The sequence below is a fragment of the Colwellia maritima genome, assembly GCF_022669015.1.
Taxonomy (GTDB): domain Bacteria; phylum Pseudomonadota; class Gammaproteobacteria; order Enterobacterales; family Alteromonadaceae; genus Colwellia; species Colwellia maritima.
On the sequence record NZ_JAKKSL010000005.1, the window covers coordinates 291,997 to 316,425 of the forward strand.

The window sequence follows — 24,429 nt, forward strand, 5'->3', positions numbered from 1 at the left end:
TTTACAAAGAACCTTGCCTAGCTTGTAGTATCGTCACGGGGTATTTCTCGTAAAGCACTTGCCAATGTAGAAAATACAATGCAATGTTTACCATCAGGAGAAAATTTCGCTTTAGCTAGTGTTCTTAAAGGCTGAAATTGAAAGTCAGCAAGAAATAACGTGGTTTGCGTACTTTTACATTTATCAATAAATTTGTATAAAGCTGCCACACCACCTGAATCAAGAATGGATACGCCATCAAAATATAAGACAACGCCATTCTTTTTGTTACATAAGTGTGATAATTCCCCAAAAACAGTATCAGCCGCAGCAAAAAAAAGTGGACCATTGATTTTATAGACTTTCCATTTTTTGGGAAGAGGTACAGTAATAAGTTGTTGATGATTAGTTATATCATGGACTTTAGTCATCTCTGCTATTTGCTTCATGAAAAGTAAAGAGGCGAGCACAATCCCTGCAACAATGGCAATGACCATGTCAAAAAATACAGTTAAGAAAAAACAAGTAATAAATACGGCAATCTCATTTGGCGGAGACTTTTTGAGGAGGTGTATGATTTTAGGTGCCTCACTCATGTTCCATGCGACTACTAATAATAACGACGCCATTCCTGACATTGGAATATATGAAAGCACAGTGGATAAAGATAACAACGATATTAATATGACGACAGCATGTATCATTGCCGATATGGGGGTAACTGCACCCGCTTTAAAGTTTGCTGCTGAACGGGCAATAGCTGCAGTTGAGGTGACGCCACCAAAAAAAGGAGTGATAACATTCCCAATACCTTGCCCTAATAATTCACTGTTGGCGCTATGTTTTGTGCCTGACATACCATCGAGTACTACGGCACACAATAAGGATTCAATAGCGCCTAACATTGCAATGGCAAATGCAGCCGATAATAAGTCTGTGGCCACATCCCAACTAAATACAAGTACGTCTTCATTGGGCTGAGCACGAAGCCAAGGCCATTCAAAACTCGGTAATATTGATGGTATTCCATGTCCTAAAGAGCCATCAGCAAGTGTAAAGCTAAAGGTTGACCCGATAGTAGAAACGTTGCCTCCTTGGCTATTTAGTACGTAAGCAAGCACACTGGCTGCAATAATAGCAATTAAGTGCGCGGGCACAACGGTCTTAAGCTTAGGCCAAATGAACATGATGGCTAATGTAGTGCTGCCGACAATAAAACTAGGGAAAGAAAAATCAGGTAGCATTTGCACCAATACACCCACTTTACCTACAAAGTGTTCGGGCAAACTGGTGATTTCTAAACCAAAAAAATCTTTAACTTGCAATACAGCAATAACGACAGCTATACCACCAGTAAAACCAAGCGTGACAGGTTCTGGAATATATTGAATATATCGACCTAGTCTAAGCAAAGCCATGACAATTAAAATCAAACCAGAAAGAATACTTGCGATAAGTAAACCTGACAATCCATATTGCTGAACTATAGGGTATAAAATAACAACAAAAGCTGCGGTAGGCCCTGAAACACTATACCGTGAACCACCCGTAAGAGGAATAATGAAACAAAGCAATTATTGCGGTATAAAGACCATATTGAGGAGCTACCCCTATTGCTATAGCAAGTGCCATTGCTAAGGGTAATGCGATAATGCCAACGGTTACACCCGCTAGTAAATCTTTTGAAAAGGAGTTTAATTTATAAGGGTTATTACGTAGAGATTCCCGTAGCGCATTCGCTACTCTCAAAGAAAATAAATGTTTTCTATACTTCATTAATTATTAACCATTGTGTATGTAATATTTTACAATCAGCTAAACTATATTGTAATTATATGCCGATCTACATACAATACAACTATAATCAGATGTAAATATGATTATAATCTGATTAACATGTTAGTAGGAATAAATGACGATGGAAAATAGAACCGCTAGACTTACCGTATTAATTGATCCCAAAAAGAAGGCTACTTTTGAAGAGTTATGTGCGTTAGATGATGTTAATGCTTCTCAAAAAGTAAGACAAATGATCAGAGAGTTTATTGAAGATAGATTAGGCGAAAACTGGCGAAATGATGTTTTTAAGTAATGTGTTAAAAGCGTAAAGATAAAAGACGAAAAAAAGCCGCCTAAAAGTCGGCTTTTTAAATGACATAGAATTATTAACAATTAATCTTCTTACCTATCACCATTTAGACCTAAAAGGTGAAAATAGTGTTAAGCAGTATGCCTAGTTGAAAATAATTTATTAGCTGCTAACGCGTTCGTTTGCAGCATCAATCAATGGTTTCGATCCAGTTTGTAACGCAGCTAAATTCTCAGAAACAACTTTCTTTGGCAATTTTCCAATCATCAAAGAACCTGTTTCTACAGAACCGCTTGCAGATGCAAACTCTAATAAGTTTTTACCATTACACTGAATACCGTCAAAGATACGACGAATTTTTAATTTATTCGTCTTTAAAAATGAACGCATGCGTTTCTTGTCGTCAGCGGCCACATACTCACATATACTTTGCGCAATGTTCGCAGCTTGTGCTTTAGGTGTCGATACAACAGACGTTAATGTTAAAACAGTGATAGTAGAAGCTATTAATAATTTTTTCATTTTAGTAACCTTTTATATAAATGGATTATTAAAAGAAAAAACCACGGGATGTACCTATTAACGAGGTGACTCCGCTGCCGTAGATTTTCAAAATTGAAAACCCCTTAGGCCGGTGGTTTTGCGTCGCACACTTTCATGTACTTTGCCTTTTCTTTGTCAAAGGTAATTATTGCTAATTTTTATACAAAAAGCAAATTTTTTATCATTGAAGTTAGTCAGGTATTACTTTTTTTATGGAAAATGTTTTTTTTATTATATAGGCGGATCTTTGAAAATATAAAAAAATTAAGTTATTAGATTGTTACCTTTATATTTTATAAGTAATTAAAAAATGGTAAAAAATAATTGTTATTACTTTTGAAATACTCTCAGCAGATTTAAATTTATATCGAGGGCGCAGTAAATGATTACATTTAGTTGCAAATGTATAGTTGCAAATCTGAAACAGAGGTTAATAACCTCTGTTTTTAGATAGCGAGTTACATTAATAGCTTAAAACTTCATTTCTGGGGTATTATCAGCCACAACAAGTTCACCTTCGGTTAACTTTATGATCTCATCCACAGAAACGCCGGGTGCACGTTCTAATAAGTGAAATTTACCGTCTTTAATTTCAATAAAAGCTAAGTCAGTCAATACTTTTTTTATACAGCCTTTACCTGTTAACGGTAGGGAACAGTTGTTTAATAATTTAGAAACGCCATGTTTTGAAGCATGAGTCATGGTGACAATGATATTATCAGCACCAAGCAACTAAATCCATTGCTCCTCCCATGCCTTTGATGAGTTTTCCTGGAATCATATAGGAGGCGATATTACCATTAACATCGACTTCAAAAGCCCCTAAAACAGTTAAATCTACGTGTCCACCCCGGATCATGGCAAATGATTCGGCCGAATCAAAAATAGAAGCCCCTGTAGCCATAGTGACTGTTTGTTTACCTGCATTGATTAAATCCGCATCGATTTCATTTTCAGTAGGAAATTGCCCCATACCCAACAGGCCATTTTCGGATTGCAGCATAACATCCATACCTTCAGGAATGTAGTTAGCAACAAGGGTGGGGATCCCAATGCCCAAATTAACGTAATAACCGTCTTGAAGTTCTTGGGCAACACGTTGGGCTAGTTGTTCTCTAGTTAATGCCATTATTTCTCTCCCTGTGTTGTTAATGGACGTGTTTCAGAAGGTCGAGTGGTACGCTGTTCTATACGCTTTTCAAAAGTACCTAAAATTAAGCGGTCAACATAGATACCTGGTGTATGTATTTGATCAGGATCTAAATCACCCGGTTCAACTATTTCCTCTACTTCGACAACGGTAATTTTCCCAACAGTTGCTGCCAGAGGGTTAAAGTTTCGTGCCGTTTTTCTAAATACTAAATTACCGTATCTATCTGCTTTCCATGCTTTAACAATAGCGAAATCACCCGTGATTGATTCTTCCAAAATATAATCACGACCATTAAATTGACGTTCATCTTTGCCTTCAGCCACGGGTGTACCATAACCTGTAGCGGTATAGAATGCGGGAATTCCTGCACCACCGGCACGCATTTTTTCTGCTAATGTCCCTTGTGGTGTTAGTTCTACCTCAAGTTCTCCCGCCATCATTTGACGTTCAAATTCAGCATTTTCACCGACATAAGAAGCGATAATTTTTTTAATTTGCCGATCAGGTAATAATATACCTAAACCAAAGTCATCTACGCCACAATTATTTGAAACTAGCGTTAAGCCTTTGGTGCCTTTACGCTTTATTTCATTAATTAGGTTTTCAGGAATACCGCACAGTCCAAACCCACCGATTACTGTCATATTATCTGTCAGTCCACCATGGCTTGTTCATAGCTTGATACTACCTTGTCAAATCCTGCCATTATATTCTCCTCAATATTGGGCTATATATTCATTACTTTTATGTGCTAAGATTTATTTGCTAGGTAAGCACTTGATACTTTAGAAATAGGCGGTTTGCCTAATTTATCACTAATAAACCAACCTGCTTTAAGCAACGCTTGGAAATCAATTCCGGTTTTTATACCTAAGCCATTGAGCATATAGACAACATCTTCTGTCGCTACATTACCTGATGCGCCTTTAGCATAGGGACAGCCACCCAATCCTGCAATAGCACTATCGACTACCTTAATACCCATTTGTAGCGCAGCGTAAATATTGGTTAACGCTTGGCCATAGGTATCATGAAAGTGTACCGCAAGCTTATTCATTGGAACGCGGGCACTTACAGCTTGAATCATTTTAATGACTTTGTCTGGTGTGCCAATACCAATAGTATCGCCCAATGATATTTCATAGCAGCCCATTTTGTATAGTTTTTCAGCAACTGTTGCCACTTGTTCAGGCGCTATATCGCCTTCGTAAGGGCAGCCTAAAACACAAGAAACATAACCGCGTACTTTAATGTTGGCGCTTTTAGCTGCATCCATAATTGGCGCAAAGCGTTCTAGGCTTTCTTCTATTGAACAGTTGATGTTTTTTTGACTAAAACTCTCGGATGCCGCGCCAAAAATAGCAACTTCAGTGGCATTTACAGCCATAGCACCTTCAAACCCACGCATGTTTGGTGTTAATGCTGCATAAGTTACGCCTGGTTTACGGTTAAGCTTTTCAAATACTTCCGTAGAGGTTGCCATTTGTGGCACCCATTTGGGGGAAACAAAACTGCCACTCTCAATATAGTCAATACCTGCCGCGTCCAGTTTTTCTATTAATGCTATTTTATCAACGGCACTGATAGGTGTTGATTCATTCTGTAAACCATCCCTTGGACCAACTTCAACTATTTTTACCTGTTCAGGTAGAGGTGGAAAAAAATTACTGTTCATATTCATACCTTACTACGCTTTATTTGTGTCTAATTGTTCAGAAAAAGCTAATAATTCAGAGCCGCCGTCAACCATGTCACCGGCTTGGAAAAAAATCTCGTTTACGATACCATCACTTGGCGCTTTAATTGTGTGCTCCATTTTCATGGCTTCCATAATTAATAGTGGTTGACCTTTAGTAACTAATTCATCAGCTTTAACTAATACGCTTACCATTGTTCCATTCATTGGTGCGATTAATCCACCGTGACTGTCATCATTTTCATGCTGCCCACAATCTGCTTTTACATGAGTAAATGTAAAAACGCCATTTTCTCGATATAAACTGATGCTGTTATCCCAACAGCTAACAGTTGCTTGACTACGATGACCATTTATATTGACAGTAATTCGTTCATTATTTAAAGTGCCTTGACAATCAAACTGTTCACCATTGATGCTAATTAAATAGTAGGCATCAGAGCCTTGACGCATTTGTTCAACTTCAATGGCATATTCTTCGCTGTTATGCGCTAAAGTAAGTTGATGAGTATGCGCTTCATTTAAGCGCCAAGCATTCGCTTTATGCCAAGGTGAATAGGGATCATTGCTTTGTTTGGCATTTTGCTGTGCTGTTTTATGACTTGACAAAACGAGGTACAAAGCAGCAATAGGTAATTCATTTTGTAATATTTGTTTGGTGTCTTTAAAAATAAGATCATTATTTTTTTCAATAAAACTTGTATCTATATCTTCTTCGATAAAAGGCTTTGATGTCGCTAAATTGTATAAAAAGTCAATGTTGGTGGTCACGCCATTAATGCGATATTCGCTCAATGCTTTACTTAAACGTTTTAATGCTTTTTCGCGACTTTCATCCCATACTATTAATTTAGCAATCATAGGGTCGTAAAAAACGCTCACTTCATCACCTTGGCGAACCCCTGTATCTATACGGACATGTTCACTTTCTATAGGTGTTTGTAATAACGATAATTTACCTGTAGCAGGTAAAAAGTCATTATCAGGATCTTCCGCATAAATTCTCGCCTCGAAGGCATGACCATTCAGTACTAATTGCTGCTGAGTTTTAGGTAGCATTTCACCTGCGGCGACACGTAATTGCCATTCTACTAAATCTTGTCCACTAATCATTTCAGTAACAGGATGTTCAACTTGCAGGCGAGTATTCATTTCCATAAAATAGAATGAGCCATCAACATCAAGCAAAAATTCGACTGTACCGGCCCCCTGATAACCGATAGCCTGAGCTGATTTTATGGCAGATTCACCCATTTTCGCTCGCAATTCTTCACTCATACCAAATGCAGGTGCTTCTTCGATTACTTTTTGATGGCGACGTTGTACAGAACAATCTCGCTCAAATAAGTACACAGCATTTTGATGATTATCACAAAAAACTTGAATTTCAACATGACGAGGCTGAGTTAAATATTTTTCAACTAGCATGGTATCGTCACCAAAAGATGACATGGCTTCACGTTTTGCTGCAGCTAAACCTTCTGCAAATTCTTCTTCACTCCACACTTGGCGCATACCTTTACCACCGCCACCGGCCGTGGCTTTTAATAATACGGGATATCCCATATCATCTGCAGCTTGCTTTATAATGGCGCTTGATTGGTCGTCACCATGGTAGCCAGGTACTAATGGCACATTTGCTTTTTCCATGATGTTTTTTGCTGCTGATTTTGAGCCCATAGCTTCAATAGCGCCAACAGGGGGGCCAATAAAGGTAATGTTTTGTTCTGCACACGCTCGACAAAAATCAGCATTCTCTGACAAGAACCCGTAGCCAGGGTGAATGGCTTGAGCACCCGTTTTTATAGCTGCTGCAATGACTTTATCTCCTAGAAGATAACTTTCACGTGAAGGTGATGGACCAATATAAATGGCTTCATCCGCCATATGCACATGCAGAGACTCTTTATCTGCATCTGAATAGACGGCGACAGTTAGTACGCCCATTTTTTTAGCTGTTTTTATAATGCGGCAGGCAATTTCACCACGATTAGCAATTAATATTTTATTGAACATGTTATTTCCTTCAATTCTTTCAACAGGAGCTGTTAATATTCTTTTGGTTGCCAGTTTGGCGAACGATTTTCAAAAAAGCAGATAAACCTTCTTGACCTTCAGTCGACACACGAATAGCAGCAATACGTTCGCTAGTATCAGCGAGGAGGGCAGCATCGATGGGTTTAAAAGCAACATCTTGAGTAAGTTTTTTTGCTTGGCGTCTAGCTTGATTACCATTACCTAATAAGATGGCTATTATCGAATTAACTTCATCATGTAACGCTTCTGGTTCAACAATTTCGTCTACTAAACCTAATTGTTGTGCTTTATCAGCAAAAAATCGCTCAGCAGTTTGAAAATAACGTCGGCTAGCTTTTACGCCTATAGCCTCAATAACATAAGGGCTGATTGTGGCGGGAATAAGGCCGAGTTTTACTTCGCTTAAACAAAAACTGGCTTTAGTGCCGGCAATCACAATATCGCAACAACTTGCTAAACCTACTGCGCCACCAAAAGCAGCCCCTTGAATTTTGGCTATAGTAGTTTGCGGTAAAGAGTGTAAAGCATTTAACATTAGGGCTAACGCATTGGCATCTTTTAAGTTATCTTCATAAGAGTAACTCGCCATACGTTTCATCCAAGCTAAGTCGGCACCGGCACTAAAATTTTTACCGTTTGAAGCAAGCACCATTATGCTGATATCTTCTCGGTTGCGGATGCGATTAAAAAGCTCAGTTAATTGCTTGATTATTTCATCATCAAATGCATTGTGTTTGTCTGGATTATTTAACGTAACCGTGGCAATGCCTTGTTTGTTTATGTCAAATAATACGCTGTCATTAAGTGTGTTCATATGAGTGGTTCTTACCTTTTTAACCTAAGTGTTACATTCTAAAAATGCCAAATTTGGTCTCTTTAATCGGTTTGTTTAATGACGCTGAAATTGCTAAACCTAATACTTGACGTGTATCCGCAGGGTCGATAATGCCATCATCCCATAAGCGTGCAGAAGCATAATAAGGGTGACCTTGATGTTCGTAATTATCGATTATTGGTTTTTTAAAGGCTTTTTCGTCAGACTCACTCCAACTTTCTCCTAGTTTTTCTTTTTTATCTCGTGTTACTTGTGCCATTACACCCGCAGCTTGTTCGCCCCCCATAACTGAAATACGGGCATTTGGCCACATAAATAAAAAACGAGGATCATAAGCGCGTCCACACATGCCATAGTTACCTGCGCCAAAACTACCACCAATTAAAATAGTAAATTTAGGTACTTGTGCCGTTGCTACAGCGGTCACCATTTTGGCACCATGTTTAGCAATACCACTTGATTCATACTGTTTACCCACCATAAAGCCGGTAATGTTTTGTAAAAATACTAAAGGAATTTTTCGTTGAGCGCATAGTTGTATAAAGTGTGCCCCTTTTTCTGCTGATTCACCGAATAACACCCCGTTATTGGCGACAATCCCAACTGGGTAGCCAAATATTTTAGCAAAACCACAAACTAAGGTACTGCCATAAAGTGCTTTGAATTCGTCAAATTCGCTACCATCAACAATACGTGCAATAATTTCACGAATATCATAGGGTTGACGAGTATCTTTGGGAATAATGCCGTAAATTTCTTCACTGGCGTATTCAGGTTCAACAACTTGTTGAACTTGAATGTTCACTGGTTTTACCCTATTTAAATTAGCAACCGCGGCGCGTGCTATTTCAAGGGCATGGTTATCATTTTGAGCATAATGATCAGTCACACCAGATGTACGACAATGAACATCTGCGCCGCCTAACTCTTCCGCTGTAACGACTTCACCTGTGGCTGCTTTAACTAACGGTGGTCCGGCTAAAAATATTGTTCCTTGTTCTTTCACTATAATTGATTCATCAGCCATTGCAGGTACATAAGCACCACCTGCTGTACATGACCCCATTACAACGGCGATTTGTGGAATACTATTGGCAGACATGTTTGCTTGATTAAAAAAGATGCGGCCAAAATGTTCTTTATCCGGAAATACATCATCTTGATTAGGTAAATTCGCACCACCTGAATCCACTAAATAAATACAAGGTAAGTTGTTTTCTTGGGCAATAGCTTGTGCTCTAAGGTGTTTTTTTACGGTTAGTGGGTAATAAGTACCCCCTTTGACTGTTGCGTCATTTGCTACAATGACACATTCTTGACCTGCTACTCGGCCAATGCCTGTGATAATACCTGCACTAGGTACATAATCATCATAGACGTTATAAGCTGCCATTTGTGAGAACTCTAAAAAAGCAGCGCCATTATCAAGCAAGGCGTTAACTCTGTCTCTGGGTAATAACTTACCGCGGCTAAGGTGGCGTTCTCTTGAGCGTTCACCGCCACCAAGTTTTATTTCTTCAAGTTTGATTCGTAAATCGTCGACTTGACTTTTCATATGGGCAGCATTTTCTAAAAAATCTTGGCTGCGGGTATTAATCTTACTTATTATTTTTGCCACGGTAGACCCTATATAGTTAATTAGTTTTATTTAAAAAAGTAATTACATCAGTAATAGTTTTGTTTGTAGCTAGTTACTCCTATGACAATGCAATAACACGGAATTGAGGTTACTCAAAAAGTATTATTTTGAGTGTTGCAGGGGTAACTAGCGATAGCATAAATTGTTATTTTGATTCGTTGAATAATTCGCGTCCTATCAACATTCTTCTGATTTCAGAGGTACCTGCACCAATTTCATATAACTTAGCATCGCGTAATAAACGTCCCGCCGGAAATTCATTAATATAACCATTGCCGCCAAGCAGTTGAATGGTATCTAGTGCCATTTTTGTGGCTAACTCCGCCGCATAAAGAATGACTGCTGCTGAATCTTTACGGGTTGTTTCACCACGGTCACAGGCTGCTGCAACCATATAGGCATAGGATTTGGCAGCATTCATTTGGGTGTACATATCGGCAACCTTACCCTGTACTAATTGAAATTCCCCAATTGATTGGCCAAATTGTTTTCTGTCGTGAATATAAGGAACAACTAAGTCCATACATGCATCCATAATACCTAGTGAACCACCTGATAAAACGACACGTTCATAATCTAAACCAGACATTAATACACGAACGCCTTTGCCTTCTTGGCCTAAAATATTTGTCGCAGGTACTTCACAATCTTGGAATACTAATTCACAGGTATTTGAGCCCCGCATGCCAAGTTTGTCTAGTTTTTGATGTCGAGAGAATCCAGGATAGTCACGTTCTACAATAAAGGCTGTTATACCTTTTGATCCTGCACTTGTATCAGTTTTAGCATAAATAACATAAACATCAGCATCTGGGCCATTGGTGATCCACATTTTGTTACCGTTCAAGATGTATTTATCACCTTGTTTATCAGCCCTGAGTTTCATACTCACAACATCAGAGCCGGCATTAGGCTCACTCATGGCCAATGCGCCAATGTGCTCACCTGAACAAAGTTTAGGTAGATATTTTAATTTTTGCTCATGTGAACCATTTTTACGTAATTGGTTTAAACACAAATTAGACATTGCACCATAACTTAAACCAACTGAGGCAGAAGCTCGTGATATTTCTTGCATCGCAACAATATGCTCTAAATAGCCTAAGCCTGAACCACCATATTCTTCCTCAACAGTCATACCTAATAAACCCATGTCGCCAAATTTTTGCCATAAATCGTTAGGAAATTCATTATCAATATCAATTTGTGCGGCACGTGGCGCTATTTCATCGCGAGCAAAGGCATTGACTTGATCACGGATCATATCGACGGTTTCGCCTAAGTTAAAATTAAGTGAGCTAAATGAAGAAATCATGGTTTGTCCTCTTTGTTAAATTTTTACAACTGCGCTAACTATGTTGCAGTTGATGTGATTTTGTCCGTTGTAATTCATTACTTTTTAGTTAATGTCGTCAATATATTCTGGCAATTATCTTCTAAATCATTAAGTTCTATTAATACTGCATTGATATCCTCAAGCTGTTGTTTGAGATCGAATTTTTTCTGTGCAATCAATTCCATCATGATGGATAGTTGTTTAGCGCTAGACTTATCTGCATCATAAAGTTCAAACAATCTACCTGTTTCGGCTAGTGAAAAACCTAAACGTTTACCGCGTAATATTAATTTCAACCTTACTCTATCTCTTTGATTGTAGATGCGAGTTTGCCCTTTACGCGTTGGTGTAAGTAATCCTTGATCTTCATAAAATCGAATACTACGGGTAGTGATATCAAACTCTTTTGATAATTCCCCAATGGAAAACTTAGCTTGGTTTGTCTTATTGTTTATGTTCATTGTCGAAATAACTTACTTTTAATTCATGTCATAATGGAAATAACTCTACATGAAGTTTACGTAAACGTAAAGTAAGTATTTTTCATATTTATCGATAAAATTGCTGTTTGATGTACTTGACAGTTTTAATTACTGTAACTAAGTCATTACGAACTTATAAATAATATTAAAGACTAGTACTAAAGTTTACGTTGTCGTAAACGTAATACTGAGGTAGGCTATTTAGCACACTAACTAAAAATCGTATTATTTTTTATTTTGGAGAATTTCATGTCACACAATGACCCTGTTGTAATTGTTTCTGCATTAAGGACCCCTATGGGTGGTTTTAATGGTTGTTTAGCCAATGTAACGGCACCTGATCTCGGCGCTACTGTAATTACGGCTGCAGTCGCACAAGCAGAATTAGGCAACGATCAAATAGATGAAGTGATCATGGGGTGTGTTTTACCGGCCGGTTTAAAACAAGCACCGGCAAGACAAGCTGCTATTGCTGCTGATTTAGCTTTATCAACGGTTTGTACTACTATTAACAAAGTTTGTGGCTCAGGTATGAAAGCAGCAATACAGGCACATGATGCATTGCTTGCGGGATCTATTGAGGTAGCAGTGGCGGCGGTATGGAAAGTATGAGTAATGCGCCTTATATTTTACCAAAAGCACGTCTTGGAATGCGTATGGGACATGGCCAAGTACTTGATCATATGATGCTTGATGGTTTAGAGAATGCTTACGACGGTATTTCTATGGGATGTTTTGCTCAAGAAACTGCGGATGAAACGGGGTTTACTCGTGAAGAAATGGATGCGTTTGCTATTCGTTCATTATCTCGTGCTAATGATGCTATTGAAAGTGGTGCATTTAAAAATGAAATTACGCCCGTTACTGTCACAAGTAGGCGTAGTGAAAGCTTGATTGACACGGATGAACAGCCGGGTAATGCGAGACCTGATAAAATTCCATCATTGCGTGCGGCTTTTAAAAAAGATGGCACAATTACCGCGGCTAACTCTAGTTCAATTTCTGATGGCGCAGCAGCATTAGTAATGATGAAATTATCAACAGCAAAAGAACGAGGTTTAACTCCGCTATGCAAAATTGTTGCCCATGCAACACATGCGCAAAAACCGGCTGAATTTACAGTGGCTCCAGTAGGTGCAATGAAAAAATTACTTGATAAAAAGGTGGGCTGCCGCCGATGTTGATTTATTCGAAATTAATGAGGCCTTTGCGATGGTGACCATGTTGGCAGTGAAGAATATGAATTTAGACATTAACAAAGTAAATATTCATGGTGGTGCTTGTGCATTAGGTCATCCATTAGGTGCTAGCGGTGCACGTATTATGGTAACGCTTATTCATGCCTTGAAAAATAAAGGTTTATCAAAAGGCGTTGCTTCATTATGTATTGGTGGTGGCGAAGCAACGGCCATTGCGCTTGAACTTGTTTAAGGATTAGGAGCTAATTATGAATTTTGATTTAACCGAAGATCAGCAAATGTTCGCTGATACAGCGAAACAATTTAGTAACACTGAACTATTACCTAATGCAGCTAAATGGGATCAAGAACACATCTTTCCTAAAGACATTATCACTAAAGCCGGTGAATTAGGTTTTTGTGCTTTATATACCCCAGAAGACGCGGGTGGTTTAAACCTAAGTCGTTTAGATTCATCAATAATTTTTGAACAATTAGCGATGGGCTGCACAGCAACCACCGCGATGATGACTATCCATAATATGGCAACTTGGATGATAGCTACTTGGGGTAATGATACTGTAAAAAATGCTTGGTGCCCTACATTAGTTACGGGTGAAAAACTAGCGTCCTATTGTTTGACTGAACCAGGATCTGGCTCAGATGCCGCTTCGTTGAGTACATCAGCGAAAAAAGAGGGAGATCATTACATTATTAATGGTTCAAAAGTCTTTATTTCGGGCGCCGGCGCTACTGATGTATTAGTGGTCATGGTCCGTACAGGAGAAGTCGGTCCTAAAGGCATTTCAGCACTTGCCATTCCGGCTGATTTAGACGGTATTATTTATGGCAAAGCAGAAGAGAAACTAGGTTGGAATGCTCAGCCTACTCGTCAAATTACGTTTGATAATGTCAAAGTACCGGTTGAAAATTTATTGGGTAATGAAGGCGAAGGTTTTTCAATGGCAATGAAAGGGCTCGATGGCGGCCGTATCAATATTGCTACTTGCTCAATTGGTACGGCACAACAAGCTTTAAACACTTCGATGGCTTATATGCAAGAGCGAGAGCAATTTGGTAAACCAATTGCTGCTTTTCAAGGATTACAGTTTAAATTAGCCGATATGGCAACGGAATTAGTTGCTGCGCGTCAATTAGTTCGCTTAGCCGCTTATAAATTAGATAAAAATGATCCAGAAAAAACCGCTTATTGTGCTATGGCAAAACGTTTTGCTACTGATATTGGTTTTAAAGTGTGTGATGCCGCATTACAGATTCATGGTGGTTATGGCTATATCAAAGAATATCCTCTCGAACGTCATTTTAGAGATGTACGTGTTCATCAAATTCTTGAAGGCACTAATGAAATCATGCGTGTAATTATTGCTCGTCGTTTATTAACAGAAGGTGCAGGACAACTTCTTTAATCTACTTTTGATAATTAAATGCGGTTTCGACCGCGAAAGGAAAAAAATGTCTGACTATACATCAAAATTTTTAACCGTAGAAATAACGGAACATACTGCTGTTGTTACTTTTAATAACCCTCCAAAGACATACGTGGACAGAGCAAAGCCTTACCGATTTACGCGATTTAGTGCTCAGCCTAAATGAAGATCAAAACATTTATGCGTTAGTGCTTACTGGCGGTGGAGATAAATTTTTCTCAGCGGGAGCAGATTTAAATGTCTTTGCTGATGGCGATAAAAATGTTGCTACAAACATGAGTAATATTTTTGGCCAAGCATTTGAAACCTTAGCTAATTTTCGAGGCGTTTCAATTGCTGCTATTAATGGTTATGCCATGGGCGGTGGATTAGAAGTTGCGTTAGCTTGTGATATTCGTATAGCTGAAGAACATGCCGTTATGGCACTTCCCGAAGCAAGTGTGGGCTTATTGCCTTGTGCCGGAGGTACACAGAATTTAGCACTTTTAGTGGGGGAAGGTTGGACTAAGCGCATGATTTTATGTGGTGAGCGTGTTGATGCACAACATGCTTTGCAAATCGGTTTGATTGAGGAGGTTATATCAAAAGCTGAAGGTAAAGCGGCAGCAATTGCGTTAGCGGCTAAGGTTGCTAAACAAAGTCCCGTCGCGGTTGCAGCATGTAAATCACTTATCCAGAAAAATAGAGCAATGCCAATAGCACAAGCCTTACCGCAAGAGCGCCAAGCCTTTGTTGATTTATTTGATTCTTTTGATCAAAAAGAAGGTGTGCAAGCTTTCTTAGATAAACGCAAACCGGTTTGGAAAAACAAGTAACACCGAAACTAGTTTAGCCAACCTATGCAGGTAAAAGTAATTAGGAATTTTATATGACTGAAGTTGTGACCTTTGAAGAAATCGATTGTGATAATGGTAATAAAATAGCTACTGTAACCTTAAACTCGCCTCGTTCATTAAATGCTCTAAGCGGTGAAATGATCGATTTGCTATACCCTCAATTACAATTATGGCAAAAACAATGCGATATTGTAGCGATATTTTTACAGGGGCAAGGCGATAAAGCGTTTTGCGGCGGGGGGGATATCGTCAACTTATATAAAGCAATGAAAGGTAGTGAACAAAAACAGAATCCAGAAAGATACTCTGATGGAGTTGAAGAATACTTTACTAAAGAATATCAACTAGATTATTTGATTCATACTTTCACAAAGCCTTTTATTGTTTGGGGTAATGGAATTGTTATGGGAGGAGGGCTAGGTTTGATGGTGGGTGGTAGTCATCGTGTTGTGACTGAAAACTCACGAATTGCCATGCCTGAAATAAGTATTGGTCTATATCCCGATGTCGGGGGGAGCTATTTTTTAAATAAAATGCCGGAAAATTGTGGTTTGTTTTTAGGACTTACAGGAGCATCTATCAATGCAGCAGATGCAAAATATTGTAATTTAGCTGATTATTTTGTTACTCACGATAATAAACAATCATTTATCAAACAGCTAACACAGATTGATTGGGAAAAATCAAGTGAACACAATCAAAACAGCATTTCTACATTATTAGCTAATCTTGAGAATGCTTCGAGTAGCAAACTACCTGAAAGTAAACTGAGTGAGCATAAAGCGCTAATAAGTCAAGTGACAAGTTTTGATAATCTGAATGATATTGTGAATTCTATATTAGCAGTTAACTGCGAGGATAAATGGTTTAATCGTGCACAAGGCTCGCTTAAACATGGTAGTGCTTTAAGTGCCACTATCGCTTATCAACAAATTCAGCTAGGGAAGTCCTTGGCATTGGCAGACTGTTTTCGTATGGAATTAAACTTATCAGTTAAATCCGGGCAATTTGGTGAGTTTTGTGAAGGGGTAAGAGCACTGTTAATTGATAAAGATAATGCCCCTAAATGGCATTTTGACTCGATAAATTCGGTTGATCAAAAAACAATTAATTGGTTTTTTGAATCTAAGTGGTCAAATGATAATCATCCTTTATTTGGCAGGTATCGAACATTAGTACATCAAAGTTATGTACATGAAAAAGCGTACGAATTTATTAATAATCTTATTTAAAAAATTATAAGGAAAGAACAATGGCAAATATCGCATTTATTGGTTTAGGTAACATGGGTGGCCCAATGGCCATTAACTTAGTGAAATTTCGGACATCAAGTTTGTGTTTTTGATTTATCAGAGTCTGCAGTAGCACAAGTTGTAGCACAAGGCGCTAGCACAAAAGCAAGTGCTATAGAATGTGTTAAAAATGCAGAATTTATTATTTCGATGTTACCTGCAGGTAAACATGTTGATGGCGTTTATTTATCTCCAGAAACGGGATTGATAAATCATATTGCTAAAGGCAGTATTGTGATTGATTCCTCAACTATTGATGCAGCAACATCACGTAAAGTAGCCGCAGCATTAGGTTGGGCAGGGCATTAATTTTGTGGATGCACCAGTTTCAGGTGGTGTTGGTGGTGCAGTTGCCGGTACATTAAGCTTTATGGTGGGTGGCAGCGATGTTGAATTTAAACAAGTTGAACCAATTTTAAATACTATGGGTAAGAATATCTTCCATGCAGGTGATCATGGTGCAGGTCAAATTGCTAAAGCTTGTAATAATATGTTGTTGTCAGTATTAATGATTGGAACAAGTGAAGCTCTGCAATTGGGATTGGCTAATGGATTAGATGCTAAGGTTTTATCCAATATCATGAGTAAAAGCTCTGGTAGTAACTGGACATTAGATGTTTATAACCCTTGTCCAGATGTAATGGAAAACGTGCCATCATCAAATGATTATCAAGGTGGCTTTATGGTTGATCTTATGGCGAAAGATTTAGGTTTAGCAATGGATACGGCAATAGGTAGTCAATCTGCAACGCCAATGGGCGCATTAGCTCGTAATTTATATGCAATGCATGCGGCATCAGGCAGTGGAGGGAAAGATTTTTCCAGTATTTTTAACTTATTTAATAAGTAAAATATTATTAAAATCATGAATACGTTCAGAAGAGGAAGTTATGAATTTAGAAAATAAAACGATTGTTATCACTGGTGGTGGTCAAGGGCTTGGCAGAACGATGGCAATTGATTTTGCTAAAAGTGGCGCTAATATCGCGTTAATTGATTTGAATGAAGCGCTTTTGCAAGAAACAGTTAAGCTCGTAGAGCAAAATGGTACTAAGGCTAAATACTATTTAGCTAATGTCAGTATTGAAGATGAAGTTGAGCATACTTTTAAACAAATCAATGATGATTTTAATGGTATTGATGGCTTAATTAATAATGCAGGTATTTTACGTGATGGCATGTTTGTTAAAGCGAAAGATGGTGTTGTTAGTAAAAAAATGTCATTAGCACAATTTCAATCTGTTATTGATGTTAATTTAACTGGTGTCTTTCTGTGTGGCCGAGAAGCAGCGGTCCATATGATTGAATCAGGTAGACAGGGCGTTATTGTTAATATGTCATCGATTGCACGGGGCGGAAATATAGGTCAAACTAATTACTCTGCTGCTAAAGGCGGTGTTGTTGCAATGACAACTACTTGGGCTAGGGAGTTAGGGCGTCATGGTATTCGCGTTGGGGCAATAGCGCCTGGTGTTATTCGTACTGCCATGACAGATGCAATGAAGCCTGAAATGCGTGATAGGTTAGAAAAAATGAAACCTGTAGGTCGTTTAGGTGAAGCGGAAGAGATCGCTCATACTGCAAAGTATATATTTGAAAATGAATTTTTCACTGGCAGAGTGATTGAAGTCGACGGCGGCTTAGCTATGTAGCTTAGCTATGTAATAGGGCCAATCAAATAGAAATCGCACCTTATTTGAACGTTTTTTATTGTATTTGTACAAGGTTTGAACGCTTGAGTTGGAAAAGCCATAAAAAGTGAAAAAAGATGCTTTTTCTACTTGACCCTAGCATATAAATCTATACAATGCGCTCCAGTTCCAAGGGGTTCAGCCAAAAAGCTTAACCAACTGGATGTTTTGATAGGTTATCTCGCTACTTATTTAAGTAGATAAGTTAACTTAACGTTTTAAAATGAAAAGCTTGGAAGTTTAAAAAAACTTTTAAATAAATTCAAAAAAACGTTGACATCAAAACTCGGAAGCGTATGATACGCATCCTGCTTCGGGGCAACAGCAACGAAGCAAAGGTTAATTCCAAAGTAACGAACGAATGCGATTCTTACTTATCTTCTTAAGAAGATGTTCTTTAACAATTAGTTATCATGCAATTTGTGTGGATACTCACATTAACTTGTTTTTACATAGTTCTTTAGCTTTTATTAGCGAGAACAAAAAAACGCTTTAATGAATGATGTTCACATAAATGAATACTTTTCTTCGGAAAGGTAATACTTATATATGTAATGCGTATCAAAATTTTTGATACACGACAGAATTCATTGAGCAGTAACACATCATTATTACTTCGGTAAAAAGGGTGAGGTTACACAAACGATTTTTAATTGAAGAGTTTGATCATGGCTCAGATTGAACGCCGGCGGCAGGCTTAACACATGCAAGTCGAGCGGTAACATTTCTAGCTTGCTAGAAGATGACGAGCGGCGGACGGGTGAGTAATGCTTGGGAATATGCCTTATGGTGGGGGACAACAGTTGGAAACGACTGCTAATACCGCATAACGTCTACGGACCAAAGGGGGGGATCTTCGGACCTCTCGCCATTTGATTAGCCCAAGTGAGATTAGCTAGTTGGTGAGGTAATGGCTCACCAAGGCGACGATCTCTAGCCGGTTTGAGAGGATGATCAGCCACACTGGGACTGAGACACGGCCCAGACTCCTACGGGAGGCAGCAGTGGGGAATATTGCACAATGGGCGAAAGCCTGATGCAGCCATGCCGCGTGTGTGAAGAAGGCCTTCGGGTTGTAAAGCACTTTCAGTAAGGAGGAAAGGGATGTAGTTAATAACTGCATTCTGTGACGTTACTTACAGAAGAAGCACCGGCTAACTTCGTGCCGGCAGCCGCGGTAATACGAGGGGTGCAAGCGTTAATCGGAATTACTGGGCGTAAAGCGTTCGTAGGCGGTTGATTAAGCAAGATGTGAAAGCCCAGGGCTCAACCTTGGAACTGCATTTTGAACTGGTCAACTAGAGTACTGTAGAGGGTGGTGGAATTTCCAGTGTAGCGGTGAAATGCGTAGAGATTGGAAGGAACATCAGTGGCGAAGGCGGCCACCTGGACAGATACTGACGCTGAGGAACGAAAGCGTGGGGAGCGAACAGGATTAGATACCCTGGTAGTCCACGCCGTAAACGATGTCAACTAGCCGTTTGTGGTCTTGAACCGTGAGTGGCGCAGCTAACGCACTAAGTTGACCGCCTGGGGAGTACGGCCGCAAGGTTAAAACTCAAATGAATTGACGGGGGCCCGCACAAGCGGTGGAGCATGTGGTTTAATTCGATGCAACGCGAAGAACCTTACCATCCCTTGACATCCAGAGAAGAGACTAGAGATAGACTTGTGCCTTCGGGAACTCTGTGACAGGTGCTGCATGGCTGTCGTCAGCTCGTGTTGTGAAATGTTGGGTTAAGTCCCGCAACGAGCGCAACCCCTATCCTTATTTGCCGACGAGTTAAGTCGGGAACTCTAAGGAGACTGCCGGTGATAAACCGGAGGAAGGTGGGGACGACGTCAAGTCATCATGGCCCTTACGGGATGGGCTACACACGTGCTACAATGGCAGGTACAGAGGGCAGCAATACCGCGAGGTGGAGCGAATCCCACAAAGCTTGTCGTAGTCCGGATTGGAGTCTGCAACTCGACTCCATGAAGTCGGAATCGCTAGTAATCGTAGATCAGAATGCTACGGTGAATACGTTCCCGGGCCTTGTACACACCGCCCGTCACACCATGGGAGTGGGATGCAAAAGAAGTGGCTAGTTTAACCTTCGGGAGGACGGTCACCACTTTGTGTTTCATGACTGGGGTGAAGTCGTAACAAGGTAACCCTAGGGGAACCTGGGGTTGGATCACCTCCTTATCTTGAAGTAAAAACGATTAATGGAATCCTCGGATTCACGAGTGTTCACACAAATTGTATGATGACGAAAATGAAGAAGTTCTTAATGTTAGTTTCAGATCGTTTAGGCGAAGTAATTTTACTTTAGTTCAAGGCGTGCGAGATATGAGCGTTGAAGTTACCGTCTGGTAATGACAAGCGAATAACGAGTACAACGATGAAATTAAGTAAAAGGACAAGCGTAAAATAGGTCTGTAGCTCAGCTGGTTAGAGCGCACCCCTGATAAGGGTGAGGTCGGCAGTTCAAGTCTGCCCAGACCTACCAAATTCTTCGTTATACCGCGTTATTTAATAACTCGCTTAGAAAAGACTAAGCTTCGCTATTAAATGCCTTGTCTAACTTGAATTGTATTTAACTTCTTCACAAAAGAAAGAGACCAAATTTAAACGGTTGTAGGGGTAAATATATTTACGCTTTTATGACACTTTAAATTTGGTTTTTTAAACCAAATTTCTTAGCGAATGCGACTAAGAGATGAGTTCTTTAACAATCTGGAAAGCTGATATAAATACCGATATTTATAGGGCAAGCACGGTGTCGCGCTGTTGCTCGCATAACTATAAATATCAAGCTGTTATTTATCCAATATCGTGGGTAAATAGTGGTGATAAGGCGTTCTCCTCGAATGTCTTATCAAATTGTTTTTAACGTTTGTTTTTAAACAAATGTTATGAGCTCTTATTCAAGTAACTCATCACTTTTATTTAGCAATAAATGAAGTGAAGTGCGTGAAAATGTCAGACTTTACAATTAACTCGGTTTAGTCACCGAGTAGTCTAAAATGTTTGAAATGTCTTTTCTCTTATTATAGGAAAAATGATTTTTCGCAGGATTTTGGCTTGTTAGACAAGGCGCTTATTTGTGACGTGTAGTTTCTTTTACACAAACACGTAAGCAACACAGTATAACAATCAAAAGACAATGAAACAATTTGGGGTTGTATGGTTAAGTGACTAAGCGTATGTGGTGGATGCCTTGGCAGTTAGAGGCGATGAAGGACGTGTTAATCTGCGATAAGCGTTGGTAAGGTGATAAAAACCATTATAGCCAACGATTTCCGAATGGGGAAACCCACCTGTCATAAGGCAGGTATCATTAAGTGAATACATAGCTTAATGAGGCGAACCGGGAGAACTGAAACATCTAAGTACCCCGAGGAAAAGAAATCAACCGAGATTTCGTTAGTAGCGGCGAGCGAACGCGAATCAGCCCTTAAGCTTATTGGGCGCTAGTGGAAGGTTCTGGAAAGGACCACGATACAGGGTGATAGTCCCGTACACTAAAGCAACCTTTAAGTGAAATCGAGTAGGACGGAGCACGTGAAACTTTGTCTGAATATGGGGGGACCATCCTCCAAGGCTAAATACTACTAACTGACCGATAGTGAACCAGTACCGTGAGGGAAAGGCGAAAAGAACCCCTGTGAGGGGAGTGAAATAGAACCTGAAACCGCATACGTACAAGCAGTGGGAGCCAAATTTAGTTTGGTGACTGCGTACCTTTTGTATAATGGGTCAGCGACTTATATTCTGTAGCAAGGTTAACCGATTAGGGGAGCCGTAGCGAAAGCGAGTGTTAACTGCGCGTTTAGTTGCAGGGTATAGACCCGAAACCCGGCGATCTACCCATGGGCAGGTTGAAGGTTGAGTAACATCAACTGGAGGACCGAACACACGTATGTTGAAAAATGCGGTGATGACTTGTGGGTCGGAGTGAAAGGCTAATCAAGCCGGGAGATAGCCGGTTCTCCCCGAAATCTATTTAGGTAGAGCCTCGGATGGACACCACTGGGGGTAGAGCACTGTTAAGGCTAGGGGGTCATCCCGACTTACCAACCCTTTGCAAACTCCGAATACCAGTGAGTGATATCCGGGAGACACACTGCGGGTGCTAACGTCCGTTGTGAAGAGGGAAACAACCCAGACCGCCGGCTAAGGTCCCAAAGTACTAGTTAAGTGGGAAACGATGTGGAAAGGCATAGACAGCTAGGAGGTTGGCTTAGAAGCAGCCACCCTTTAAAGAAAGCGTAATAGCTCACTAGTCGAGTCGGTCTGCGCGGAAGATGTAACGGGGCTAAACTAGTCACCGAAGCTGCGGATTCATAATTTATTATGAGTGGTAGGGGAGCGTTGTGTAAGCCGTTGAAGGTGAATTGAGAAGTTTGTTGGAGGTATCACAAGTGCGAATGCTGACATGAGTAACGATAAGGGGAGTGAAAAACTCCCCCGCCGAAAGACCAAGGTTTCCTGTCCCATGTTAATCAGGGCAGGGTAAGTCGGCCCCTAAGGCGAGGCGGAAACGCGTAGTCGATGGGAAACAGATTAATATTTCTGTACTTCTATATATTGCGAAGGAGGGACGGAGCAGGCTAGGTGAGCACAGTGTTGGTAATCTGTGTGAAAGTGCGTAGGCGGGAGTTTAGGTAAATCCGGACTCCCTTAAGGCTGAGACACGAGACGAGACTCCAAGGAGTTGAAGTCATTGATGCCATACTTCCAGGAAAAGCTTCTAAGCTTCAGATATATAGGAACCGTACCCCAAACCGACACAGGTGGTTAGGTAGAGAATACTAAGGCGCTTGAGAGAACTCGGGTGAAGGAACTAGGCAAAATAGTACCGTAACTTCGGGAGAAGGTACGCCCTCAATGGTGATGGAATTTACTTCCTAAGCGATGGAGGGTCGAAGTAACCAGGTGGCGGAACTGTTTATTAAAAACACAGCACTGTGCAAAATCGAAAGATGACGTATACGGTGTGACGCCTGCCCGGTGCCGGAAGGTTAATTGATTGGGTTAGTTTTCGGACGAAGCTCATGATCGAAGCCCCGGTAAACGGCGGCCGTAACTATAACGGTCCTAAGGTAGCGAAATTCCTTGTCGGGTAAGTTCCGACCTGCACGAATGGCGTAATCATGGCCACACTGTCTCCACCCGAGACTCAGTGAAATTGAATTTGCGGTTAAGATGCCGTATACCCGCGGCTAGACGGAAAGACCCCGTGAACCTTTACTATAGCTTGACAGTGAACATTGCTCCTACATGTGTAGGATAGGTGGGAGACTTTGAAACTTCGTCGCCAGATGGAGTGGAGTCAACCTTGAAATACCACCCTTGTATGCGTGATGTTCTAACCTAGGGCCCTGATCGGGCTTGGGGACACTGTCTGGTGGGTAGTTTGACTGGGGCGGTCTCCTCCCAAAGAGTAACGGAGGAGCACGAAGGTTGGCTAAGTATGGTCGGACATCATACGGTTAGTGCAATGGCATAAGCCGGCCTTAACTGCGAGACAGACACGTCGAGCAGGTACGAAAGTAGGTCATAGTGATCCGGTGGTTCTGTATGGAAGGGCCATCGCTCAACGGATAAAAGGTACTCCGGGGATAACAGGCTGATACCGCCCAAGAGTTCATATCGACGGCGGTGTTTGGCACCTCGATGTCGGCTCATCACATCCTGGGGCTGAAGTCGGTCCCAAGGGTATGGCTGTTCGCCATTTAAAGTGGTACGCGAGTCGGGTTTAGAACGTCGTGAGACAGTTCGGTCCCTATCTGCCGTGGGCGTTTGAGAATTGAAGAGGGCTGCTCCTAGTACGAGAGGACCGGAGTGGACGAACCACTGGTGTTCGGGTTGTCATGCCAATGGCATTGCCCGGTAGCTACGTTCGGAACTGATAACCGCTGAAAGCATCTAAGCGGGAAGCAGGCTTTGAGATGAGTTCTCACTGGAGCTTTAAGCTCCCTAAAGGGTCGTTGGAGACTACAACGTTGATAGGTCAGGTGTGTAAGGGTTGTAAGGCCTTGAGCTAACTGATACTAATTACCCGTGAGGCTTAACCATACAACACCCAAGTGGTTTTGTGTGAAGACTGACAAATAAAGGCTATGAGAATAGCAACATCACGCACGTGAGACTTGAATGAATAAATGTATTTATATCGTAGGTGAGAAATATTCTTGCTTAAGTGT

The 24,429-nt window shown here is 40.4% G+C and carries 11 protein-coding genes, 1 tRNA gene, 2 rRNA genes, 6 pseudogenes and 1 riboswitch; of the genes and pseudogenes, 10 read left to right on the forward strand and 10 right to left on the reverse strand.

Annotated elements, in window-relative coordinates:
- Positions 1 to 17: 17 nt before the first annotated feature.
- A pseudogene (dauA, locus tag L3081_RS22000) lies at positions 18 to 1,755 on the reverse strand (C4-dicarboxylic acid transporter DauA).
- Positions 1,756 to 1,897: 142 nt separating this feature from the next.
- Here dauA and L3081_RS22005 point away from each other — a divergent pair.
- Positions 1,898 to 2,071, forward strand: coding sequence for a CopG family transcriptional regulator (locus tag L3081_RS22005; RefSeq protein WP_242288449.1), 174 nt, complete (start codon positions 1,898 to 1,900; stop codon positions 2,069 to 2,071).
- A gap of 159 nt (positions 2,072 to 2,230) precedes the next feature.
- On the opposite strand, the gene L3081_RS22010 is transcribed toward L3081_RS22005, so the two are convergent.
- The 9 genes and pseudogenes from L3081_RS22010 to L3081_RS22050 form a co-directional block, all read right to left on the reverse strand.
- Positions 2,231 to 2,590, reverse strand: coding sequence for a DUF3718 domain-containing protein (locus L3081_RS22010; protein WP_242288450.1), 360 nt, complete (start codon positions 2,588 to 2,590; stop codon positions 2,231 to 2,233).
- Positions 2,591 to 2,651: 61 nt separating this feature from the next.
- Positions 2,652 to 2,747, reverse strand: a riboswitch (cyclic di-GMP riboswitch).
- A 335-nt stretch (positions 2,748 to 3,082) separates the two neighbouring features.
- A pseudogene (locus L3081_RS22015) lies at positions 3,083 to 3,740 on the reverse strand (3-oxoacid CoA-transferase subunit B).
- Positions 3,740 to 4,470: pseudogene (locus L3081_RS22020) on the reverse strand (CoA transferase subunit A). The pseudogenes L3081_RS22015 and L3081_RS22020 overlap by 1 nt, the downstream one beginning before the upstream one ends.
- 45 nt (positions 4,471 to 4,515) lie before the next feature.
- Positions 4,516 to 5,439 carry a hydroxymethylglutaryl-CoA lyase gene (locus L3081_RS22025; protein WP_420839776.1) on the reverse strand — a complete coding sequence of 308 codons (924 nt, stop codon included), beginning with the start codon at positions 5,437 to 5,439 and terminating at the stop codon, positions 4,516 to 4,518.
- A 12-nt stretch (positions 5,440 to 5,451) separates the two neighbouring features.
- The gene (locus L3081_RS22030) at positions 5,452 to 7,476 is read right to left on the reverse strand and encodes an acetyl/propionyl/methylcrotonyl-CoA carboxylase subunit alpha (RefSeq protein WP_242288452.1); all 2,025 of its coding nucleotides are present in this window, start codon (positions 7,474 to 7,476) and stop codon (positions 5,452 to 5,454) included.
- A 19-nt stretch (positions 7,477 to 7,495) separates the two neighbouring features.
- The gene (locus tag L3081_RS22035; RefSeq protein ID WP_242288453.1) at positions 7,496 to 8,311 is read right to left on the reverse strand and encodes an enoyl-CoA hydratase-related protein; all 816 of its coding nucleotides are present in this window, start codon (positions 8,309 to 8,311) and stop codon (positions 7,496 to 7,498) included.
- Positions 8,312 to 8,342: 31 nt separating this feature from the next.
- A complete protein-coding gene (locus L3081_RS22040; RefSeq protein ID WP_242288454.1) occupies positions 8,343 to 9,950 on the reverse strand; it encodes a carboxyl transferase domain-containing protein in 1,608 nt (535 codons plus the stop codon).
- Positions 9,951 to 10,116: 166 nt separating this feature from the next.
- Entirely contained in the window at positions 10,117 to 11,286 is a 1,170-nt protein-coding gene (locus tag L3081_RS22045) for an isovaleryl-CoA dehydrogenase (RefSeq protein ID WP_242288455.1), read from the reverse strand.
- A gap of 77 nt (positions 11,287 to 11,363) precedes the next feature.
- The gene (locus tag L3081_RS22050) at positions 11,364 to 11,768 is read right to left on the reverse strand and encodes a MerR family transcriptional regulator (protein ID WP_242288456.1); all 405 of its coding nucleotides are present in this window, start codon (positions 11,766 to 11,768) and stop codon (positions 11,364 to 11,366) included.
- Positions 11,769 to 12,038: 270 nt separating this feature from the next.
- Here L3081_RS22050 and L3081_RS22055 point away from each other — a divergent pair.
- From L3081_RS22055 to L3081_RS22095, 9 genes and pseudogenes are all read left to right on the forward strand, one after another.
- Positions 12,039 to 13,220, forward strand: a pseudogene (locus tag L3081_RS22055) (acetyl-CoA C-acyltransferase).
- Between the two features lie 16 nt (positions 13,221 to 13,236).
- The gene (locus L3081_RS22060) at positions 13,237 to 14,394 is read left to right on the forward strand and encodes an acyl-CoA dehydrogenase family protein (RefSeq protein ID WP_242288457.1); all 1,158 of its coding nucleotides are present in this window, start codon (positions 13,237 to 13,239) and stop codon (positions 14,392 to 14,394) included.
- A gap of 46 nt (positions 14,395 to 14,440) precedes the next feature.
- Positions 14,441 to 15,230 (forward strand): annotated as a pseudogene (locus L3081_RS22065) (enoyl-CoA hydratase).
- A 53-nt stretch (positions 15,231 to 15,283) separates the two neighbouring features.
- A complete protein-coding gene (locus tag L3081_RS22070) occupies positions 15,284 to 16,483 on the forward strand; it encodes an enoyl-CoA hydratase/isomerase family protein (RefSeq protein ID WP_242288458.1) in 1,200 nt (399 codons plus the stop codon).
- 20 nt (positions 16,484 to 16,503) lie between these two features.
- Positions 16,504 to 17,393: pseudogene (gene mmsB / locus L3081_RS22075) on the forward strand (3-hydroxyisobutyrate dehydrogenase).
- A 40-nt stretch (positions 17,394 to 17,433) separates the two neighbouring features.
- Entirely contained in the window at positions 17,434 to 18,195 is a 762-nt protein-coding gene (locus tag L3081_RS22080; protein ID WP_242288459.1) for an SDR family oxidoreductase, read from the forward strand.
- Positions 18,196 to 18,884: 689 nt separating this feature from the next.
- Positions 18,885 to 20,425 (forward strand): 16S ribosomal RNA (locus tag L3081_RS22085).
- A gap of 227 nt (positions 20,426 to 20,652) precedes the next feature.
- A tRNA-Ile gene (locus L3081_RS22090) sits at positions 20,653 to 20,729 on the forward strand.
- Between the two features lie 679 nt (positions 20,730 to 21,408).
- Positions 21,409 to 24,301, forward strand: a 23S ribosomal RNA gene (locus tag L3081_RS22095).
- The 16S and 23S rRNA genes sit together here with 1 tRNA gene alongside, the layout of an rRNA operon.
- The last annotated feature ends 128 nt before the right edge of the window (positions 24,302 to 24,429 follow it).